The organism is Flavobacterium faecale (genome assembly GCF_003076455.1).
Classification (GTDB): Bacteria; Bacteroidota; Bacteroidia; order Flavobacteriales; family Flavobacteriaceae; genus Flavobacterium; species Flavobacterium faecale.
Map to the genome: position 1 here is coordinate 2,591,668 of NZ_CP020918.1, position 18,684 is coordinate 2,610,351.

An 18,684-nucleotide genomic window follows, 5' to 3' on the forward strand; every position below is an offset into this window, starting at 1 on the left:
ACTTAGCGTTCAAAATGGATAGTTATTGAATGAAAAAAGCTGCAATAAAATTGCAGCTTTTTTTGGTGGGGAGAGTAGGATTCGAACCTACGAAGACGTAGTCAGCAGATTTACAGTCTGCCCTCGTTGGCCGCTTGAGTATCTCCCCGTGACCATTGTCTTTGCTTATTGCTAAGCGGTTGCAAATATAAGAACAGTTTTGGTTTCTGCAAACAAATTTGAGAGTTAATTTAAAGATAAATTCCCTTTATTTTTTAATGTGTTGAAATTGAATAAAATATAAGACTTAAAAGGATAACTAATTTTGAATAGACTTGTTTAGGTAGTAAAAAAATTACTTATCATTGGTAGTTTTTGAAACCGAAAGCTTGTTTAATGTACAATTTAAGATTTCTGAGAAAAAGTAACACTTATAATTTTCTAGGTGAATACCATATTCGCACCCTATGACGGTCGTTCACTTGTTAATATATGATGTTTATTAAAATAGGCTTTAGTTTTTAAATATAACAAATAGCTACTTTTTTGATTGATCGAATTTAATGAGATATGAAATCCATTAATAAATTACAATCGGTGTACAATGTCAATAAAAATTGTATCTTTCTCTCTCTGAAATTAATTTGATCGCTATGAAAAATTTAATATTGATACGTCACGGAAAATCCAATTGGGATGTTCCATTTAAAGATATAGACCGTCCTTTGGATAAAAAAGGAATGCAAGATGCCCATCTTATGTCTTCAAATATTTGCAGTTTTATACCTAAGACCTATGTGTTTTGGAGTAGTGTTGCAAAACGTGCCGCTGATACCGCTATAATATTTAGTCAAAATTTGTCCGTACCTATTGAAAGTATTGTTTTCAAGAATGATTTATACACTTTCGATGATAGTCAACTCGAAAAAATCATTAAATCCTGTGATAATTCATTTGAAACGCTAATTCTTTTTGGCCATAATGGTGCTATTACAGATTTTGTTAATAAATTTGGTGATGTGTTTGTAGAAAATGTTCCTACAGCTGGATTTGTTTCTATGCAGTTTGCAACCGATAGTTGGAAAAACATAGCAGACGGACAAATAAAAAAAATAATAACTCCAAAAGATTTAAAAAAATAAAGTGTTAGTAAATAAATATATTGATAGAGAAAAAAGCTGGCTCGCTTTTAATGCTAGAGTGTTACAAGAAGCTTCAGATTCCTCTGTGCCTTTGCTTGATCGTTTGCGTTTTTTAGGAATTTTTTCCAATAATTTGGATGAATTTTTTAGAGTTCGTTTTGCGGCCATCAGAAGGTTAAGTAATTCAGGGAAAACAGGAGAAAAAATTCTGGGTGGTGTTACTGCTCAGCAATTAATTAAAGATATTAACGAAATTGTTATTAGGCACCAAACAGAAAGCTTAACCATTTTCAAAGAAATTGAAAACGAACTGGAAGAACAAGGCGTTTCAATTATTAATGAAGATGAAATCTCGGACGAACAAGAAGTATTCCTGAAAGATTTCTTTATCCAAAAGTTAAGTCCAGAGTTGGTTACCATTATATTAAATGACTTAGCTGAATTTCCATTATTGAAAGATAATATGGGGTATTTGGCAATTAAATTAGTAATGAACAGTCAGGAGGTTCGTTATGCTATTATCGAAATTCCGAAGACAATTAACCGTTTTTTGGTATTACCGTCTCAAGATGAGAAACAGTACGTGATCTTAATTGATGATGTTATTCGACACAATCTAAGAAGCATATTCAATATTTTTGATTATCAAAGTGTTTCTGCTCACATGATCAAGATCAGTCGTGATGCACAATTAGAGATTGATAGTGACTTGAGTAAAAGTATGCTCGAAAAAATTTCGACTAGTGTCAAAGACAGACGAATTGGTGAGCCCGTTCGTTTTATCTACGACCAAACTATCGAAGCTGATACGCTTCAGTTTTTCTTAGAAAAAATGAAAATCGTTTCTACAGATAGTATTATACCTGGAGGAAGGTACCACAATCGTAGAGATTATATGGATTTTCCAAGTTTAGGAAGAACAGATTTGTTGTATAAGACTAATTTACCTTTGCCCATTCCAGGTCTAAGTTTGGATGGAAGCTTGTTACAAAAAATTAGTGACAAAGATTTCTTGGTCAATGCTCCCTATCAGTCGTTTTCATATATCACTCGTTTTCTGAGAGAAGCTGCTTTGGACCCGAAAGTGACTTCGATCAAAATTACGTTATATCGTTTGGCAAAAAATTCGCAAATTATAAGTTCGTTAATTAATGCAGCAAAGAATGGTAAAAAAGTAACCGTTCAAATCGAGTTACAAGCTCGTTTTGATGAGGCTTCTAATATTTCCTATGCTGAACAAATGCAAACGGAAGGGATTCATTTAATTTTTGGAATTAAAGGTCTAAAAGTGCACAGCAAAATTTGTGTAATCGAACGTACAGAGAAAGAAAAAACCAAACGATACGGCTTTATTTCTACAGGAAATTTTAACGAAGCAACTGCTAAGGTATATACCGATGTAACACTTTTAACCAGTCACCAACAAATCCTGAAAGACATTAGTAAGATCTTTGAGTTTTTTGATATTAACTATCGTGTACACCGTTACAAGCATTTGATCGTGTCACCACATTATACAAGAGCTCGTTTTTATAAATTAATTGATAGAGAAATTTTACATGCGCTTGCAGGTAGAAAGGCGTATATGAAGCTGAAAATGAATAGCCTGTCTGATTATGCTATGATTGATAAATTGTATGCAGCTAGCAAAGCGGGTGTGAAAATTAAATTGGAAGTTAGAGGTATTTGTTCACTGATTCCTGGAGTTAAGGGTCTAAGCGAAAACATTGAAGCGATCAGTATCGTCGATAATTATCTGGAGCATTCTCGAATTTATATTTTTGGTAATGCTGGAGTGCCAGATGTGTTTATTTCGTCAGCCGATTTTATGACTCGAAATTTAGACGGAAGGGTAGAAGTAACTTGTCCTATATATGATGAGGATATAAAAAATGAGTTGATTGATAACTTTGATTTAGGCTGGAAAGGAAACGTAAAAGCACGTTACCATTCTGAGAAATTAGATAACAAGTATAGAGAGAGAGATGGTGCTCCTGTTTTTAGGGCACAATTAGAAACATACAAATATTACCAAAATAAATTGCATTTATTTGGTAAATCAGAACAAAAATAAGCACATGATTTCAATTAAAAAATATGCAGCTATCGATATTGGTTCCAATGCCATGCGGCTTTTGGTGGTCAATATTGTAGAGCAAGAAGGTAAGGATCCACAGTTTAATAAAAGTGCATTGGTACGTGTGCCAATACGTTTGGGGCAAGATGCCTTTACCGTTGGGGAAATCTCTGAGGAGAATATCTCTAGAATGTGCGATGCCATGAAGGCTTTTAATTTATTGATGAAGGTGCACAAAGTAGAAGCGTATCGAGCTTTTGCTACCTCTGCCATGCGCGAAGCTTATAATGGAAAAGAAGTGGCTGCCTTAATTAAAAAGAGAGCCGATTTAAAAATTGAAATTATTGACGGAAAAAAAGAAGCTGCTATCATTGCTTCGACAGATTTGATGCATTTGCTCGAAAAAGATCAAAATTATCTTTTTGTAGATGTAGGTGGTGGAAGTACTGAATTTACTCTTTTTTCTAACGGGAAAATTGTTAATTCAAGATCGTTTAAGGCCGGTACGGTTCGTTTACTTAATAATATGGTATGCGACGTAGTTTGGAACGAAATTGAAAAATGGATTAAAACCAATACCGAAGATTTTGAAGATATTGCCTTGATAGGATCTGGTGGAAATATTAATAAGTTATTCAAAATGTCGGGCAAAACGCAAGAGAAGCCCTTGTCATACATGTACATGAATTCACAGTACACTTTTTTGGATTCGCTTACTTATGAGCAACGTATTTCTGAGTTGGGATTAAATCCCGATCGTGCCGATGTAATCATACCAGCGATTCGTATTTATCTTAATGCTATGAAATGGAGTGGTGCGCGTCAAATTTATGTCCCAAAAATAGGGCTTTCTGACGGAATTGTGAAAGCCATGTATTATGGTAATATTTAGACTTTCTTAAATTGATATATTTAGCTGCTCCTTTTATTAGGCGCAGCTTTTTTATTTATAGGTACAAATAATGTTATTATTGGTACGGAACTATTTTTGGCTTAGAAAGTTCGAAAGTTTGAAATCCGAAATCTGAGGTTTGGATGGCATTGGTTTTGAACACCGAATCTCCTTCGAACGGAATAGTAGGATAGTACGAAATTGACAATTGAAACGAACTGAACACTAAATAATCATTACTTATGATGGCTCCAATTCCTATTTTCGAATATACTTTATTATTGGGTAGATTGTTTTTTACATTACCTAACATCGCTACTGAATAGTTTAAATATGGATTTAGTCTAAAGCCCCAAATGCTCTTTGGTGAATAGGTTTGTGTTTGAAACGTCAATAACATTTTATTCGAACCATAAACTGCACTATTAAAACCTCGTAACCCATTATCTCCGTTTATGGTTAATTGGTCTCCTATCGAACTTTGACGGTGAGATCCCCAGATCATCACGGGTTTTATAAATTGTCTAATTTTCCATTTTCCAATTTCTAATAAGTTGGTAAAATAGTTTAATTGAATGTTTAGCGCCGTTTGAGTGGCTTTTGACTGATTAAAAAAAGAGCCCCATTCTACATTGGTGCTCAAATATCCCCAATCATAATAATTTCCTATAGAATATTGTGTCCCAAAATAGGGATCCCAATTGTTGTTTTTGTACCGATATCCTCCAGTAATGCCGTAGGTTTGCCCCACGGGTACATCTTCAACAATACCGTACCTGAAGATGTAACTATCCTTGACAAATCGCCTTGTATTGAAACCAAAACCCATGAGTAAAAGCTTCTCATTGGTATAAAACCCTTCTGGATCAAAACTTATACTTGGCTGTTCAATATAATTTCGATTATAAATGCGACCAGCAAGAATGAAGTTTGATGTTTGTGCATAAACGGTATCTTTATTAAAAACAGAAAAAGCTTTTCCTAACCACAGATCATGTGTGCTATATTTAAAATTTAAAGACTCATAATTAGAAGCTGTACTTTGCAAACTATCGCGTCTAAAACGCTGCCCAACATAAAGTCCACCTGCCCATTTTGCAAGAGATGAGTAGAAAGGGCGCTCAATCGAAATACTTTTGTCGTAATAATTATCGAGGTCTTTATTATACTTAAAAACCGTCGTTACAAAACTATTTTTGATATTTGGTACCGTGTAGGTAATGTCATGAGCGTCCTTACCGTCAGCAAAACGATTGGTGAAACGGTACTCAAGTTGCTGTCCTGTACCCATAAAATTACGCTCGTTTAGTCCAATCTTTGTTTTTGAACTCGAAATTTGAAATGTTGGAACAATACTCCATGAGTCTAATACACGTACATACACGTCTACAGAATCTTTACCCACTAATTTTTCGGTAATGGTAGCTCGGTTGGCAAAACGTTGTGCACGAATAAGACGTTCAGATTCGTGTATAGATAAGTCGTTATAGGGTGTGTTTTTTTTGAAAAGCAAAACGTTTCTTATCGCAAATTTCTTCGATTTAACATGCAATTCATTTCCAATTCGTTGTTCCCATTTTGATGGTGTTTTGAGTGAGTCACTATCAGAAAAACCAAAGGGATCTAAAGTTGTGATGTTTATATTTCGAATAATTTTACCATTATACCTCTTGTGATTTGGTATTTTAACAGCTTGAGAAGGAGCAGGCTCGGCTCCTATAGGCTCAAATATTATTCGATGTAAAAAAGAAGTAAATTTACCCTTTTTTGAATAAGTTTGAATCTTTTTATACATACCAATGCTGTCATTATTCGATTTCTGAGTCTGAGCATTAGAAATCGAAAAAAGAAATAATAACAGTATTAAGAAAAATGTCTTTTGATTTTTCAGCATTCACTTCACGTTTAACGTTTACAGATCAATACAAATGTTTGATTATATTGGTAGAAACAACTATTCATTTAAGTTCTAATCTGTAAATTCGGTATCCTGATAATCACGCTTTAATATAGAAATACCTTTTTGTAATAACAGATTATTGGGATATACAATAATTTCGCCTTCTTTGGTCTTTAAGTCTACATGAAAAGCCTTTATATCTTCAATCTCCGCAATTATCGGAAAATCTTTGTCATGAATCTTTATAATATCTCCAATTTTAAAAGGGAAAGAAAAGAACAGAATAATTCCAGCGGTAATATTGCTCAAAATCGACCATTGTGCTACCATGGCAACACCTACTACGGTTGTAAAGGAAGATACAGCAATAATGATATCTTTGGGTTGAACTCCCCAGATGATTATCAACGCCAAAAAGGCAATAATATTGATGAGTAGATCCAAATATTTGATAACCAAATTAGTTCGATGTTCAATTCTATGCGTGGTTTTGACAAATTTTCGAACGCCAAAAGATACTATAAGGCGGAGAACAATGATTGCAAGTATTACAATTCCGGTTGAGATCAACTCTTTAGACGTAAAATCGATATTTATATTTGACATACTTTTATTCTAATGTATTTAGATACTGGTAGACTTTATCTACAGGCATTCCCATGACGTTTGCGTACGATCCTTCTATTTTTGATACTCCAATAAAGCCAATCCATTCTTGAATACCATAAGATCCTGCTTTGTCAAAGGGTTTAAATTTTTCGACATAGTACAAAATTGCTTCATCGCTTAAGGTATTAAAAGTCACTTTTGTTGTTTCACATAATAAATGCGTTTTTGCATTCGATGTAAAACAAACAGATGTGATTACCTCGTGAGTCGCATTCGATAATGATTTTAATATTCGAAAAGCATCCTCTTTGTCTTTCGGTTTACCTAGTGCTTGGCCATTATGCCAGACAATGGTATCACTAGTCACTACTATTTCATCGTCTTTTAGTGTTCCATCAAAAGCCGAAGCTTTGAGCTGGGCTAAATAATTGGTGATTTCACCTCCTTTTAATTCAGGTGGAAATATTTCCTCAATTTCTTTCAGCCGAATTTCGAAATCCAATTCCAGATCCTTGAAAAATTGTTGGCGTCTAGGAGAGCCCGATGCTAGTATTAATTTGTATTTTGAGAGATTCGAATTAAGCATTGTATTTGATATTTAGGTTGAGAACAAGTATAGAAAGGATTCCGAAAAGCAAAATCCATTTTAATAATCGGCTCAAAAAATGAAAGTCTTGTGTTGTTTTTGCACCAATTATTTTAACAATGAACAAAAATAATGGTGCTAAAATAAAAATCATACTGTAAGCAATGGTAGTATATAGGCGTGCGGGTAATAAATTTGTTTTGATATAAAATGCGATGACAATAATAGGAATAATGCTTAAAGCTAAAATGATGATTTGGGTTCTTCTTTGTCCCAAAAGGATAGGCAAGGTGCGCATACCTTGATTGTAATCACCGTTCATATCTTCGATATCTTTGACCAATTCGCGCAAAAAATTAATCATAAAAGCATATAAAGCATAATCTAATAAAACCGAAAATAAGCTTCCCATAACGGGCTGATTTGCCACTGTGATAGCTGGATATAAGGTGAAGACGCCAATAATAAGTACGCTGATCGCTAGCAATAAAGCGACAACAATATTACCTACCACAGCCATTTGCTTCAAAGTTGTGGCGTACATATACAATGTAGCCGCAATTACGATGAAAATAGCCGAAAAGTTAGGTTTACCAATAGTATTTGCTAAGTAAAACCCAATGGTTACACCTATGCAATTGAGAGTGATATATATGTTATAGGCAGCAGCTTCAGATATGTGTTTTCCAACAATTACATCCTGTGGCTTATTGGAACTATCTGTTTCCTGGTCTAGGATATTATTTATTACATATCCAGCTGCCGCAATCAAAACAGTGCTCAAGACGAGCAATCCATACTGCCAATCATTTATTGCTAAAGTGATATTTTGCAAATCCAAAAAACCATACTTAAATAGCAGTTGCATCAAAGCAAGCAAGAGTAAGTTGGGGTACCGAATAAGTTTTAAAAAGTTCATTGGACCAATTAATTATTGTTTCCATCAAAGTAGGTCATCCATTTTCCTTGTACTTTCATAACCTGCTCAATCACATCACGTACTGCACCTTTCCCTCCGTTTTTATGAGAAATATAAGTCGAAATGGTTTTGATTTCAGCGCAAGCATCTTGAGGACAAGTAGATAATCCAACCAATTTCATCACGTGGTAATCGGGTATATCGTCTCCCATATACAAAACATGAGCAGGATTGATGCTGTGTAAATCTGTATATTCTTGAAAAGTTGCAACCTTATTTGGAGCACCCAAATGGATGTCTTTTATTCCTAGATTACTCAAACGTAAGCGAACGCCCTCATTTTTTCCACCAGAGATAATGCAAACATTATAGCCACTGTCAACAGCTGCTTTCATGGCATAACCATCTTTTATATTCATTGTTCGGTGCATTTCGCCATCATTGGCAATAAATACAGATCCGTCTGTTAGCACACCGTCTACATCAAATACAAACGTGGTGATTTCATTCATTATTTCTTTATAACTTTTTGACATTGTCTTGAATCGATTGGGTTAAAATTGTGTATAATTGTTTTTGTGTTGGATCATTGAGCAAAGCTTGATGAGCCGCAATAGTTTTAGAATCCTTCCGAATTGCAGGACCAGTTTGAGCTTCACTTGGTGAAATATTTTTGATTTTCGCTGCTGTTTCTTCAATCAGAGGATGCAATATATCAAATGGTACTTGGTGTTCCTTGCAAATGGTTTCGCCAATTTGGTACAAATGATTGGTGAAGTTGTTTACAAAAACTGCCGCTACATGCAAGGCTTTTCGTTGCTCTGGATGGATCGTGATTCCTTTTTTCGAAATCGTTTTGGCAAGTGCTTCTAGGATATTTAAATCTTCCATTTGTTCTGTTTCTAGACAAATCGGAATACCATCAAAGGCTACTTTTTTGTTTTTGGTAAAAGTTTGGAGCGGATAAAAAACACCTCTTCGATTCTTAACATCTAGAGCATCCATAGGCATAGCGCCAGATGTGTGTACGACTAACTTATTCTCAAAGGGCAATTGCGATGCTACAGTTGCTATAGCATTATCAGAAACAGCAATTATGTAGACATCTGCATTTTGCAATGTATCAAAACTGGAAGTAATTTTCTCCGCTGGTAACAAATGTGAAAGGGTATCAGCTGAACGCGCGTACACCTGTAGCAGTTGTATTGCATTTCCAGATTTTTCAGCTTTTTGAAAAGCAACAATAAGATGTTGAGCCAAATTTCCCGAGCCTATGAGTACTACTTTTACCATGTGGCAAAATTAGCAAAAAAAATGGGACTATATAACATGTTCCTCTGTGCTTGGTCTTAAACTATTCTTAGAATTTTGATTATATTAATTATTTACATTTATACTAAAGTTAAATTTAATTAATACTTTATAAATCAAATAGAAATAATAACGTTAGTAGTTAATTTAGTGCAATAAAACTAACTAATAAGTTAATGAAAACTTAAAGTCTTATTAGATACTTAGTTGTTCGTTGTGGGTATATTTACAAATAAAGAAATAAAAATGAAAAGTATAGCTCCAGATTTAAGAAATTACGAAACATTTTCTCTTTATGATTTTCTCAAAGAAAAAAATAATTTTGAAATAAGTTCTTCAGTAAATGAAGTTTTTTTTGAAAAGCAAACTTATATTTATCAACCTCCTTTTAATGGTAATTATGTTTATGAGATTATTAGTGGATCAGTGAAGTTAGGTGGTTATTCAGATAAAGGAGAAGAATATATTTATGATGTCCTGTCTAAAGGGGATTTTTTTGGAAACTTCATGTATTTAAATGGTCAATTTGCTGAGTTTTCAAAAGCTATAGTTGATGTAGAACTAAGATTATATGAATTGAGCTTTTTTAAAATGGAAGTAAAAAAATATCCAGTATCTGCGGAGTGGTTCTTTAGTTACTTAACTAAAAGATGGTATTTGACAGAGAAAAAATTATGCAAAGTTAATGATAGTTGTGTTCTAGGAAAATTAAACTTTTTGGAAGAGGTGTATCAAACAAACTTCATGGATGCCCGTGGTAAGATTTATAATGTTTACAATCTTTTAACTCAAAAAGATAAGGGTGACCTTGTTGGGGCCACCCGTCAAACTATTGCTTCAGCTTTAAAAAGTAAATTACTTTGACTCTTTTATTATGCCAGGATACAAAACACCTTCAAGTGCTGTAAAATTTAGGTTTAATATACTGCTTACAATGGGGGCAATATCTTCTAATCCCATTTTTTCAATAACTATTCCTTTATTTACATCAGATCCAAAAGCTACAAAACCTGTTTCAATTTGCTGAAAATCGGGATAATATCCATGCATACCTCCCTTTTTAGGAGTTATCAGGTTGCCACTAGTGTTTCCAGACATTGAAATTCCTGGAATAGGATTTAAAGCTAAAACGGCATTAGGATCAGCTCCTATAATATCAAGTTGTTGTCTAGAAACAATTTTGAATAGTTTTTTCACGTTTGCAGGTAGATTGTTCAATTTCTTATAAATAGCATCAATTGTTTTTTTGTCATTCTTGTCCTTAACCATTAAAAAAGCTGATGCACCAGAAGTATGGAAAATAGCCTTCCAATTGTTTCTTTCTTTTTTATCTTCTAAAAGACCTTCTTCAACTAACCAAATATTTGGATTGAGTGCTGAATGAATGTCAACAAAACCATGATCACCAGTTACAATGATAGTTGTACTATCTTCTAGTCCAGCCCTTTTAGAAGCTTCTAGTATCTTACCAATTGCTCTATCGACAGCAGCAATTGATGTATGTACTTTTTCCCCTTCTCTCCCTTGTTCATGTTGAAAGTGATCAACAGCAAAAAGATGGATAGACATGAAATTGGGTTTGTATTTTTCGAGCGTGTACGCGGCCATTTCACCGATTCGATCTTCTCTATTTAAATAATCACCATTGAACGTTCTATCGTTTAATTTTCCAAGGACTTCTATTTCCATTTCATTTAAAAAACCTTTTGGATTTTCATTATCTCTCATTGGTTTAATACTTCCGTAATTACTTTCTAAGCTCCAATATTCGGGGATGTTGAAATCTATAGTCGCTCCAACTGTTACGGGCCACAAGAAACTTGCAGTTGTTTGGTTAGCTTCTCGTACTGCTGTCCATAATGTTTTAGTCTTAATTAAACTATTTTCCCAGTACCAGCGGCCTGTTTGTCCTGTTTCTTCAAAAGGGCTATTGTAATAAATACCATGGTCTTTAGGAAATGCTCCTGTAATCAAAGTTGTGTGTGAAGGATATGTAACAGATGGAAATATGCCTCTAACTCCTCTTGCAGATACGCCTTGTTTAACCATCATTTTTAAATTAGGAACAGGCCATTTTTCTTCTAAATAAAATTCAGGTCTAAATCCATCTACAGAAATTAAGACTACATGTTTAGGATCTTTTTTTTGCTGTGCTATAATTAATATAGACAGTTGAAGTAGACCTATTAAAAATATTATTTTTTTTGTTCTCATTTTTTTACAATTGATTGAATTAAAAAGTATTTTGTTAATTGAATGTATATCTTGCGCCAAGTTGTAATCGCCAAGGATTACCATTTATAGGTTCCGTACTACTTGCAGTAAGAACAGAATATTTATAGCTTTGAGTAATTTGATCAAACCCGGTTATATTCATTAGATTTTGATTACTATAATTATGTGACCTTCCCCATTCTTTTTTAAGAAGATTTGCAAAATTGAAAATATCTACAGATATTTCGAAACCATTTTTACTCTTATCAAAATTAAATTTCTTTAATAATCTTAAATCTATTATAGCCGAAAAAGGATTTTTACCACCATTACGCTCCGCAAATTTGCCATAGCTATTTCTTAAATAATTTTTAAATCCATCAGGAACAGTTGGGTCATTTAATATTTTATTATACCCGTCAATAACTGATTGCGGAGTTGCTGCATTAGAAGGGTCATATATATACGCTATATCATTACTTAAACTAAAATCGCCGTTAGCACTGGTGTTACTATTTACTTTAAGTGAATAACGAGTTCCCCCTTGTCCAATTATTTTTGTACCTAATGTAAATCCTTTCCAAGTGGGAGTTGCACCATTTATCACTAACTTAGTGTCAAATTGATCGTCTGAAAATCCACGATTTAATGCTCTAGGGTCACCTGAAACTGGTAAAAAAGTGGCTGTATTTGCGACGCAGCAATTATAGGATGAGTTATCTTTAGCTTTATTAACCGTAAAGCTCGTATTAATGTATCCATCTTTTCCTATTTGTGCACTAGCTTCGATGACTAATGCTACTTGGTCGAGTATACCATCAGAAGTTAGTACTAAAGTTCTACCAACTTTATCACTTATTCGTGATTTTGTCCAATCTGATTGGCCATTATTATTTATTGTATTAGCAGGGACAAATACTGCTCTGCCCTCAGGAGTTGTGAAAAAAGGATCTTGCACAAGATTTGCCTCCTGATATGTATAATTGTTCTTAGTATGACTTATTAAAGCGTTAAAGCCTATACTATATTTTTCACCAAAGAAATGGGTATAGTTTAAATTTGCTTTATAGGTGGTAGGTACTTCAAAATTTTTCCCAACAGCATTTATAGTTGAAAAAGGTGTAACTCCTGCTGGTACACCAGGTATTGTAGTTACATCGTTTCTGTACTGATTGAATTCTGGTTTGGGAACATTTGCACCTGTAACGTCAATTGCACCAAGTAAAGTACCACTATTTTGTATGTTATTTACTTGTGCGTAATAGTGTGGTTGAGCTGAAAATAATCCTCCACCTAACTTTATAACATTTTTATTAGCGCCATTGATATTATAAGTTAATTGCAACCTTGGCTGAATATTATTGTAATCATCTAATTTTTCGTCTGTTCGTACCCCAAGTTCTTTATCAACTACTGGATTATATTCTCCCGTATTCAAAAATTTGGTAGCATCCCACCGAACGCCAGCGACTAAATTTAGGTCTTTTGCGATATCTAAATCAACTTGTGCAAATAAAGAGAGATCTAGCACAGTTTGTTTAACAATTGGCAAACCTTTTAAAGGTACTTCTCTAGCATATCGAGAAGCTGCCTGGTTTTCAAAGTCATTTAGAGAATTGAAATAAAATCTACCATTTTGTTCATTTGATAGCAAAGTCTGTAAGGATGTAATCATATTGTCAGTTCCTATTGTAAAGTCTGCTTTATCAGTATTTATATAAGTAGTATTAATAAACTGGACTTGATTTTCTACATTTGTTTCAGGTGTGTAACGTTGACCTCCTAACTGAACACTTTTTGTACTTTTATTTCCATTCGGCAGGTCAGATGAAACTTGTACAATTGCTCTAGGTATATTTGATTGGGGTAACTGATTATTCGGAGTGTAAGCTCTTTCTGCGTGTTGATATTGAAATTTAAACTCGTTTGTAGTAGCACTATTAAACATAGATCTTAAAGATAACATAGTGCTATTTTCATAAGAGCTAAAATCTGAATAAGTTTCAGCTAAATTGATATTTGAATTATCATTGACGCTAAATGGATTATTCCACTTGTTATATAAATTACGTAATGTAAGTCTATGTTTGTCACTAATTTGCCAATCAAGACGAACAAATAAATTATTTGCTTCCGTTTTGCGATTAAATTGACCAATTTGTTGCTCATTTCCAAGTCCGTAAAGATTTCTACCAATATTTATAAAACGATCTAAATTTACTTGGGTGATACCTAAGCGATTTTCATCATCATTACTTTGTATGTCAGCAATATTTACTGGTTCTCCAGCATCTTGTCTTTCATAAACTGCAAAAAAGTGAAGTTTATTCTTTAATATGGGACCTCCGAGACTTAAACCACTTTGAGTTGTGTAAAAATCAGCTGTTCTTTTTTGTCCTTGAATATTATAATTACTTTGTAATTTATCGGATCTATTATAAACGAAGGCACTACCTGAAAATTTGTTTGTTCCTGATTTCGTTACTGCAGTTATGGAACCACCACCTTGTCTTCCTTGGGTAACTGCATAGTCATTAGTTGATATCTCAAATTCTCGTATAGCTTCTTGTGAAATAGTATAAGGCCCACTACCAATATCTCCAGCAGTTAACTGATTTCTAGCATTGGTTCCATCAATTGTTACATTAGTTGAAGTTGCTCTTTGTCCACTTAAATTATAGCTTCCGCCTCCTTGTAAAGCTGAAAGGCTAGTGAGAGTAGTAAAATCTCTACCTTCTGTAGCTAATTTTGCAATTTGTGAAGCACCTATCTTTGTTGAAGCACCAACTTGGTCTATACGCTTTGAAAGTCCATTAGTAAGAACTATAACTTCTTCGAGATTTGTTGATGATTCTTTCAATTTAAAATTAATTGTAACTAAATCACTCAAATTTAAAATTATGCCCTCTCTAGTAGATTCAGAGAAGCCCAGAAAACTTGCGTTTATACTATATGGACCTCCAAGGGGTAACTGAGATAATTTAAAATCACCATTGTCATTTGTTACAGTACTTGATTTAAAACCAGTAGATTTATCTTTAACTAAAATTTCTACTCCCATTATTGGAAGACCATTTTCATCATTAACAGTTCCTTTAATTGTTGCATTTGTTGATTGACCATATGAATGGTAGCAACTGCTTAATAGAATGAGCAAGACTTTTAAATAGAAGTACTTTAATCGATAATTTTTCATTTTACTTTTTTTTTATTTTGTTCAAAAGTAAAACTAGACATGAGGTAACAAATGTTAGAATTTAACATTTTACACATAGTTAACGGACACTTTACCAATTATTAAAATGAGTAAAAGAGAATTGGTAGCTGATTTATTATAAAGTTTATAATAGAGGATTTTATTAAAGTAGGTGTAAAGATGTTCTAATTCTCAAAAATAAAGACAGTGTTTCTATAAATCAAAAAAGTTCCCATTTACAACTGTAAATGGGAACTTGTGTTGGTATTGATTTTTGTATTAATTCAGTAAATCGGGGTTACTTAAAATTAATTCTATTTTTTTAATAGTAATAGTGATTTGTGTCATTTGCAATTCGATATTTCTAAAGAAAAGGCTAATATCACGATTGACCCAACTCTCAGAAATCACGCGTGCGCCTAAACTAATTCGTAAAACAGCAGTAGGTGATTTATCTTCATAAATAACATTTACAGCTTGACCAATATGACATTTTTGAGCTGCTAGTCGAATTATTTCTATAGAAGAGTCCGCAAATTGTTCTGACAAGTCCGAATTTAAAAGTGCGTAGAGTTTTTTTACTTTATCAACAGAAAGTACTTCATCATTATTCAAAATGAAAAACGGAAAAATGGTTCGAATGTTTCTGATTCCAAATTCCTTACTGCTGTAATTGTTTGTTTTTACTTCGTGCTCGTAGATTGGTTTTAAGAAAGTAGCATCTTTTATAGAGTCCTCAACAAAATTGCAAAACATTTCGATTCCCATATTTCGATACAAAACGGGCGTTTTATAGTACCTAAACATTTCGATTATTGCGGCATGCCAACGCATATACGAGCCATAATTATACCCGTCTGACAAGGCAGTAGAGCAGGACCATGATGCAGGCCAGTCGGAATGGTTGTAGTATTGTTTCAATCCCATTGGTAAACTATTTTTGGCTGACTGGGCTAGTTTACTCACATTTTTGGGTAAAAATAAAGCACCTGAATAGGGAGGACCTGTAAAAAATTTACTTCCTGTAATGGTTACAATATAACCTTTGCTCAAGTAGTTTTGAATGTCTTTGGGATCCAATCGAAGTTGCGATCCGTCTACAACAATTTGCATCGAAAGGGCTTCAATAGTATTCAGTTTTATGATGAGTTTATCAGTAGGAGATTGATAGCCTAATTTTGATTGATCCATTGTATGCAAAACGACATGTCTACCCAAAGCCGTTGTTTGAGCAACAGCATCAAAAACTTCTTGATCCAATTGGCTAGCCGATTTCAAAGCTCCGTTTTGATCCCTAAACGGAATCTTAATTAAATCAACTGGGCGGAAACCTTCAATGCTATCTCCTTTTTTGATAGGAATATTAAGAGCGGTCGTATTCTCAAAATGACAACCTTTCAATGCTGCCGCTACACCACTTCCGGTTTCATCTGAAGCTACTAATATATGTGTAATTTCTTTGTCGGATATTATCTGTGTAATTGCAGCAATTTGCAAAGCAGAATCGGTTCCTGATGGAGAGAAGATGATTTCACACTCTTCACTCAGTTTAAATATTTTTCGCAGATTATTTTTAAGTAAAGCGGCAAATTCTAATGTTGTTTTTTCAAATCCGTATTTTAGGCTATTTCGAATAAGAATACTTCTAATTTTATCTGTTTTGTCATAAGCAAAATTAGAGACGCTAGAGGCTGTAGACGAGGCAAATGTAAAAGCATCTGGCCTAGGAAATGGTCGGCAACCATACTTATTTAGTAACTGAATTTCATCTATATTCAAACGCAAATCTCCTCCGGCCATCAATAGATATTCTGTAGGTTTGGCTAGATTGTCTACAATTGTTTTCCAAGATTCTTGGCAACTTTTGCTTGGAGATTTCAAACGATGGTAGGCTTGTAATTCTTCATTTTTTAATAACGAAGCAGCATCTACTTTGACATCATTCTTTATTAAGTTTATTAAAAGAAAATCAAGATCCTCTAGTTTTTCTTTATCATCTTTAGGTAATAAATTATAAAAAATACGGGTTACTTCAAGAGCAGCCACGTCACACAAAGCAGCATCTTCTTTTTCATTGTTAAGTGCTTTGTACCACAATTGCCATTCGATACCAAACCTCAAATAGACTAAAGCCAATATTGGTTTGTCTAAAAAAGAAGAACCAATGATAATTGCTTTATTAGGTACAATTCGAAAAATATCCGGTTCCGTAGTAGAGGTAATAATATTTATATTATTTATTTTTGGAACTGTATTAAATCTTTTTAAAATGCGAACTAAGTAGTTTACATTCTCTTTTTCGAATAAACTTGAGCGGTTATATTGATTTTCAAGTAGAATGTTATTTGTCATAGGTTTTGTTCTTTTTTACACGTTCCATAGAACGATATTTTTATGCTGTGGCATTTATATGCAATCCTGATTAGTACCATTGCCTAATAAGCTTGAGTAGTACTATTGAATTAGGTAGTAATTTAGTGATTTATTTCCATTTTTTACTTCTTCTTTTATCAATAGAAATAAGGAAATGAAAACAAATGCAAAAATAGTCAGAATTATGTAATTGCGGTGCAGCTATTTGTAGTATTTGAATCTTTTTTAATCATAAGCACTGTTTTTTGTAGGGCAAAATCATGGATAGGGGTTAATCGTGATTCAGTTTGATTAATTTTCTTGAAGCTGAACAATTTTATTTCGAAAATGAAAAAGTACCAATCATATTTCCAGAGGCTAAATTTTATTAGAATATCTTATCAATCCTATCCCGTAGTGTTTAGTTTTAACGCTAATTATCATTTGATTTATGGTTAAATAAAACATCGTTATTTATGCCATCATAGATCAAATACCATTTTTTCAACATTGAATAGTTCATCTTCATTACTAGAATTATTTTTCTTTTGCAAAAAGCCATTGTGGAATTTCATCGGTTGTTAAAAAGGGACTTAGAATTGTATTATGATTTAGATTTCGAACAGTAGTAAAAGTCAAATTTTTACTTTTAGCTAATTTATCGAAAAAGACAACACTACCATCATACGGATTTTCATCATCTTGATCGCCGTGAATTAGCCAGATGTTTTTATTTTCTATCTTTTTGAGGTTCGAAAAATCAGGCACAGCAGCTACTGAAACTAGGGCAGCGAATTTGTTTGGCTTTAAACTCAACAAATTTTGAGCAGTAGATGCACCCATAGAATAACCTATTAAGTAAATGCGGTTCTTGTCGATATTAGGATATTCTTTTTGTAGATTTTCGATTAGCGTTAATAGTGCGGATACTTCATTAGATGGTTTTGAAGTTAAATGATTATCGTTAGTAGGTACGTAATTGGAACTTCGTTTATTAAATTGTGGTGCAACAACATAACATTGGTAATTTGCATAAATTTCGTCTCTGAGCCATATTTTAGCTAAGGGTTCAAGTTGTTTTTCATTGTCATTGCCTATCCTTGTAGAATTATGAAAGGTGATAATCAATGGAAATTTTTTACCTGTCTGATTGTCCTTAGGAGTCAAAAAACCAAACGGAATTCTAATGCTGTCTTTGGAGAATAGCCTCTTTTCAAATAGTGATGTATTTACATTTTCTAATTGTTTCCTAGTATTTATAAAAGTTAGACTGTCGATTTTTGCTTCTCTGTATTCTTTTTGCTGGGCAAAAATAAAAGTGCAGGTCAAGATAAATAATGCGGTAACTAAATTTTTAAAATTAGGCATACTGTTCATAGTTGACAATGGTTAATTTTTATTCGAATAATAAAATGATTATCCTTTAATTGATTTCGTTGTTAAGCACTCCAATTTACTTTATCAGCAAGTTTTGATTACTAAATTTTGGTCTTAAATATACATTCAA

14 protein-coding genes and 1 tRNA gene are annotated in these 18,684 nt (G+C 33.3%); 4 read left to right on the forward strand and 11 right to left on the reverse strand.

The window, feature by feature from the left end; all coding sequences use genetic code 11:
- Positions 1–63: 63 nt before the first annotated feature.
- Positions 64–148, reverse strand: a tRNA-Tyr gene (locus tag FFWV33_RS11130).
- 484 nt (positions 149–632) lie between these two features.
- On the opposite strand from FFWV33_RS11130, the gene FFWV33_RS11135 reads away from it, so the two are divergent.
- From FFWV33_RS11135 to FFWV33_RS11145, 3 genes are read left to right on the forward strand one after another with little or no spacing between them, the layout of a single operon-like run.
- On the forward strand, positions 633–1,121 hold the full coding sequence (locus FFWV33_RS11135; RefSeq protein ID WP_108740965.1) for a SixA phosphatase family protein: 489 nt from the start codon (positions 633–635) through the stop codon (positions 1,119–1,121).
- Position 1,122: 1 nt separating this feature from the next.
- On the forward strand, positions 1,123–3,195 hold the full coding sequence (gene ppk1 / locus FFWV33_RS11140) for a polyphosphate kinase 1 (RefSeq protein ID WP_108740966.1): 2,073 nt from the start codon (positions 1,123–1,125) through the stop codon (positions 3,193–3,195).
- A gap of 4 nt (positions 3,196–3,199) precedes the next feature.
- Positions 3,200–4,090, forward strand: coding sequence for a Ppx/GppA phosphatase family protein (locus FFWV33_RS11145; RefSeq protein WP_108742531.1), 891 nt, complete (start codon positions 3,200–3,202; stop codon positions 4,088–4,090).
- A gap of 76 nt (positions 4,091–4,166) precedes the next feature.
- On the opposite strand, the gene FFWV33_RS11150 is transcribed toward FFWV33_RS11145, so the two are convergent.
- The 6 genes from FFWV33_RS11150 to FFWV33_RS11175 all read right to left on the reverse strand — a co-directional run bounded on the left by FFWV33_RS11150 (position 4,167) and on the right by FFWV33_RS11175 (position 9,397).
- Positions 4,167–5,984 (reverse strand): BamA/TamA family outer membrane protein, encoded by a 1,818-nt coding sequence (locus tag FFWV33_RS11150; protein WP_108740967.1) that lies wholly within the window; start codon positions 5,982–5,984, stop codon positions 4,167–4,169.
- Between the two features lie 75 nt (positions 5,985–6,059).
- Positions 6,060–6,596, reverse strand: a complete 537-nt coding sequence (locus tag FFWV33_RS11155; protein WP_108740968.1) for a mechanosensitive ion channel domain-containing protein — start codon at positions 6,594–6,596, stop codon at positions 6,060–6,062.
- Positions 6,597–6,600: 4 nt separating this feature from the next.
- Positions 6,601–7,185 (reverse strand): Maf-like protein, encoded by a 585-nt coding sequence (locus FFWV33_RS11160; protein ID WP_108740969.1) that lies wholly within the window; start codon positions 7,183–7,185, stop codon positions 6,601–6,603.
- Positions 7,178–8,104, reverse strand: coding sequence for a geranylgeranylglycerol-phosphate geranylgeranyltransferase (locus tag FFWV33_RS11165; protein WP_108740970.1), 927 nt, complete (start codon positions 8,102–8,104; stop codon positions 7,178–7,180). Before FFWV33_RS11165 ends, FFWV33_RS11160 begins: the two co-directional genes overlap by 8 nt.
- An 8-nt stretch (positions 8,105–8,112) precedes the next feature.
- Positions 8,113–8,640, reverse strand: coding sequence for a KdsC family phosphatase (locus FFWV33_RS11170; protein ID WP_108740971.1), 528 nt, complete (start codon positions 8,638–8,640; stop codon positions 8,113–8,115).
- Complete coding sequence (locus tag FFWV33_RS11175; protein ID WP_108740972.1) at positions 8,624–9,397, reverse strand: Rossmann-like and DUF2520 domain-containing protein; 774 nt, start codon at positions 9,395–9,397, stop codon at positions 8,624–8,626. Before FFWV33_RS11175 ends, FFWV33_RS11170 begins: the two co-directional genes overlap by 17 nt.
- Before the next feature lie 264 nt (positions 9,398–9,661).
- On the opposite strand from FFWV33_RS11175, the gene FFWV33_RS11180 reads away from it, so the two are divergent.
- Positions 9,662–10,279, forward strand: a complete 618-nt coding sequence (locus FFWV33_RS11180) for a Crp/Fnr family transcriptional regulator (RefSeq protein WP_108740973.1) — start codon at positions 9,662–9,664, stop codon at positions 10,277–10,279.
- On the opposite strand, the gene FFWV33_RS11185 is transcribed toward FFWV33_RS11180, so the two are convergent.
- The 4 genes from FFWV33_RS11185 to FFWV33_RS11200 form a co-directional block, all read right to left on the reverse strand.
- A complete protein-coding gene (locus FFWV33_RS11185; protein WP_108742532.1) occupies positions 10,271–11,629 on the reverse strand; it encodes an alkaline phosphatase family protein in 1,359 nt (452 codons plus the stop codon). The two genes, FFWV33_RS11180 and FFWV33_RS11185, sit on opposite strands and share 9 nt — an antisense overlap.
- 34 nt (positions 11,630–11,663) lie before the next feature.
- A complete protein-coding gene (locus tag FFWV33_RS11190; RefSeq protein WP_108740974.1) occupies positions 11,664–14,825 on the reverse strand; it encodes a TonB-dependent receptor in 3,162 nt (1,053 codons plus the stop codon).
- Positions 14,826–15,104: 279 nt separating this feature from the next.
- The gene (locus FFWV33_RS11195; RefSeq protein ID WP_108740975.1) at positions 15,105–17,177 is read right to left on the reverse strand and encodes a hypothetical protein; all 2,073 of its coding nucleotides are present in this window, start codon (positions 17,175–17,177) and stop codon (positions 15,105–15,107) included.
- A gap of 537 nt (positions 17,178–17,714) precedes the next feature.
- Complete coding sequence (locus FFWV33_RS11200) at positions 17,715–18,554, reverse strand: carboxylesterase family protein (RefSeq protein ID WP_108740976.1); 840 nt, start codon at positions 18,552–18,554, stop codon at positions 17,715–17,717.
- Positions 18,555–18,684: the final 130 nt, after the last annotated feature.

Excerpts from the sequence above, each read along its gene's own strand:
- FFWV33_RS11170 (WP_108740971.1), bottom strand. The coding sequence starts at position 8,640 with ATGTCAAAAAGTTATAAAGAAATAATGAATGAAATCACCACGTTTGTA.
- FFWV33_RS11195 (WP_108740975.1), bottom strand. The coding sequence starts at position 17,177 with ATGACAAATAACATTCTACTTGAAAATCAATATAACCGCTCAAGTTTA.
- FFWV33_RS11200 (WP_108740976.1), bottom strand. The coding sequence starts at position 18,554 with ATGAACAGTATGCCTAATTTTAAAAATTTAGTTACCGCATTATTTATC.
- FFWV33_RS11145 (WP_108742531.1), top strand. The coding sequence starts at position 3,200 with ATGATTTCAATTAAAAAATATGCAGCTATCGATATTGGTTCCAATGCC.
- FFWV33_RS11180 (WP_108740973.1), top strand. The coding sequence starts at position 9,662 with ATGAAAAGTATAGCTCCAGATTTAAGAAATTACGAAACATTTTCTCTT.
- FFWV33_RS11150 (WP_108740967.1), bottom strand. The coding sequence starts at position 5,984 with ATGCTGAAAAATCAAAAGACATTTTTCTTAATACTGTTATTATTTCTT.
- FFWV33_RS11165 (WP_108740970.1), bottom strand. The coding sequence starts at position 8,104 with ATGAACTTTTTAAAACTTATTCGGTACCCCAACTTACTCTTGCTTGCT.
- FFWV33_RS11185 (WP_108742532.1), bottom strand. The coding sequence starts at position 11,629 with ATGAGAACAAAAAAAATAATATTTTTAATAGGTCTACTTCAACTGTCT.
- FFWV33_RS11135 (WP_108740965.1), top strand. The coding sequence starts at position 633 with ATGAAAAATTTAATATTGATACGTCACGGAAAATCCAATTGGGATGTT.
- FFWV33_RS11160 (WP_108740969.1), bottom strand. The coding sequence starts at position 7,185 with ATGCTTAATTCGAATCTCTCAAAATACAAATTAATACTAGCATCGGGC.
- FFWV33_RS11155 (WP_108740968.1), bottom strand. The coding sequence starts at position 6,596 with ATGTCAAATATAAATATCGATTTTACGTCTAAAGAGTTGATCTCAACC.
- FFWV33_RS11190 (WP_108740974.1), bottom strand. The coding sequence starts at position 14,825 with ATGAAAAATTATCGATTAAAGTACTTCTATTTAAAAGTCTTGCTCATT.
- FFWV33_RS11175 (WP_108740972.1), bottom strand. The coding sequence starts at position 9,397 with ATGGTAAAAGTAGTACTCATAGGCTCGGGAAATTTGGCTCAACATCTT.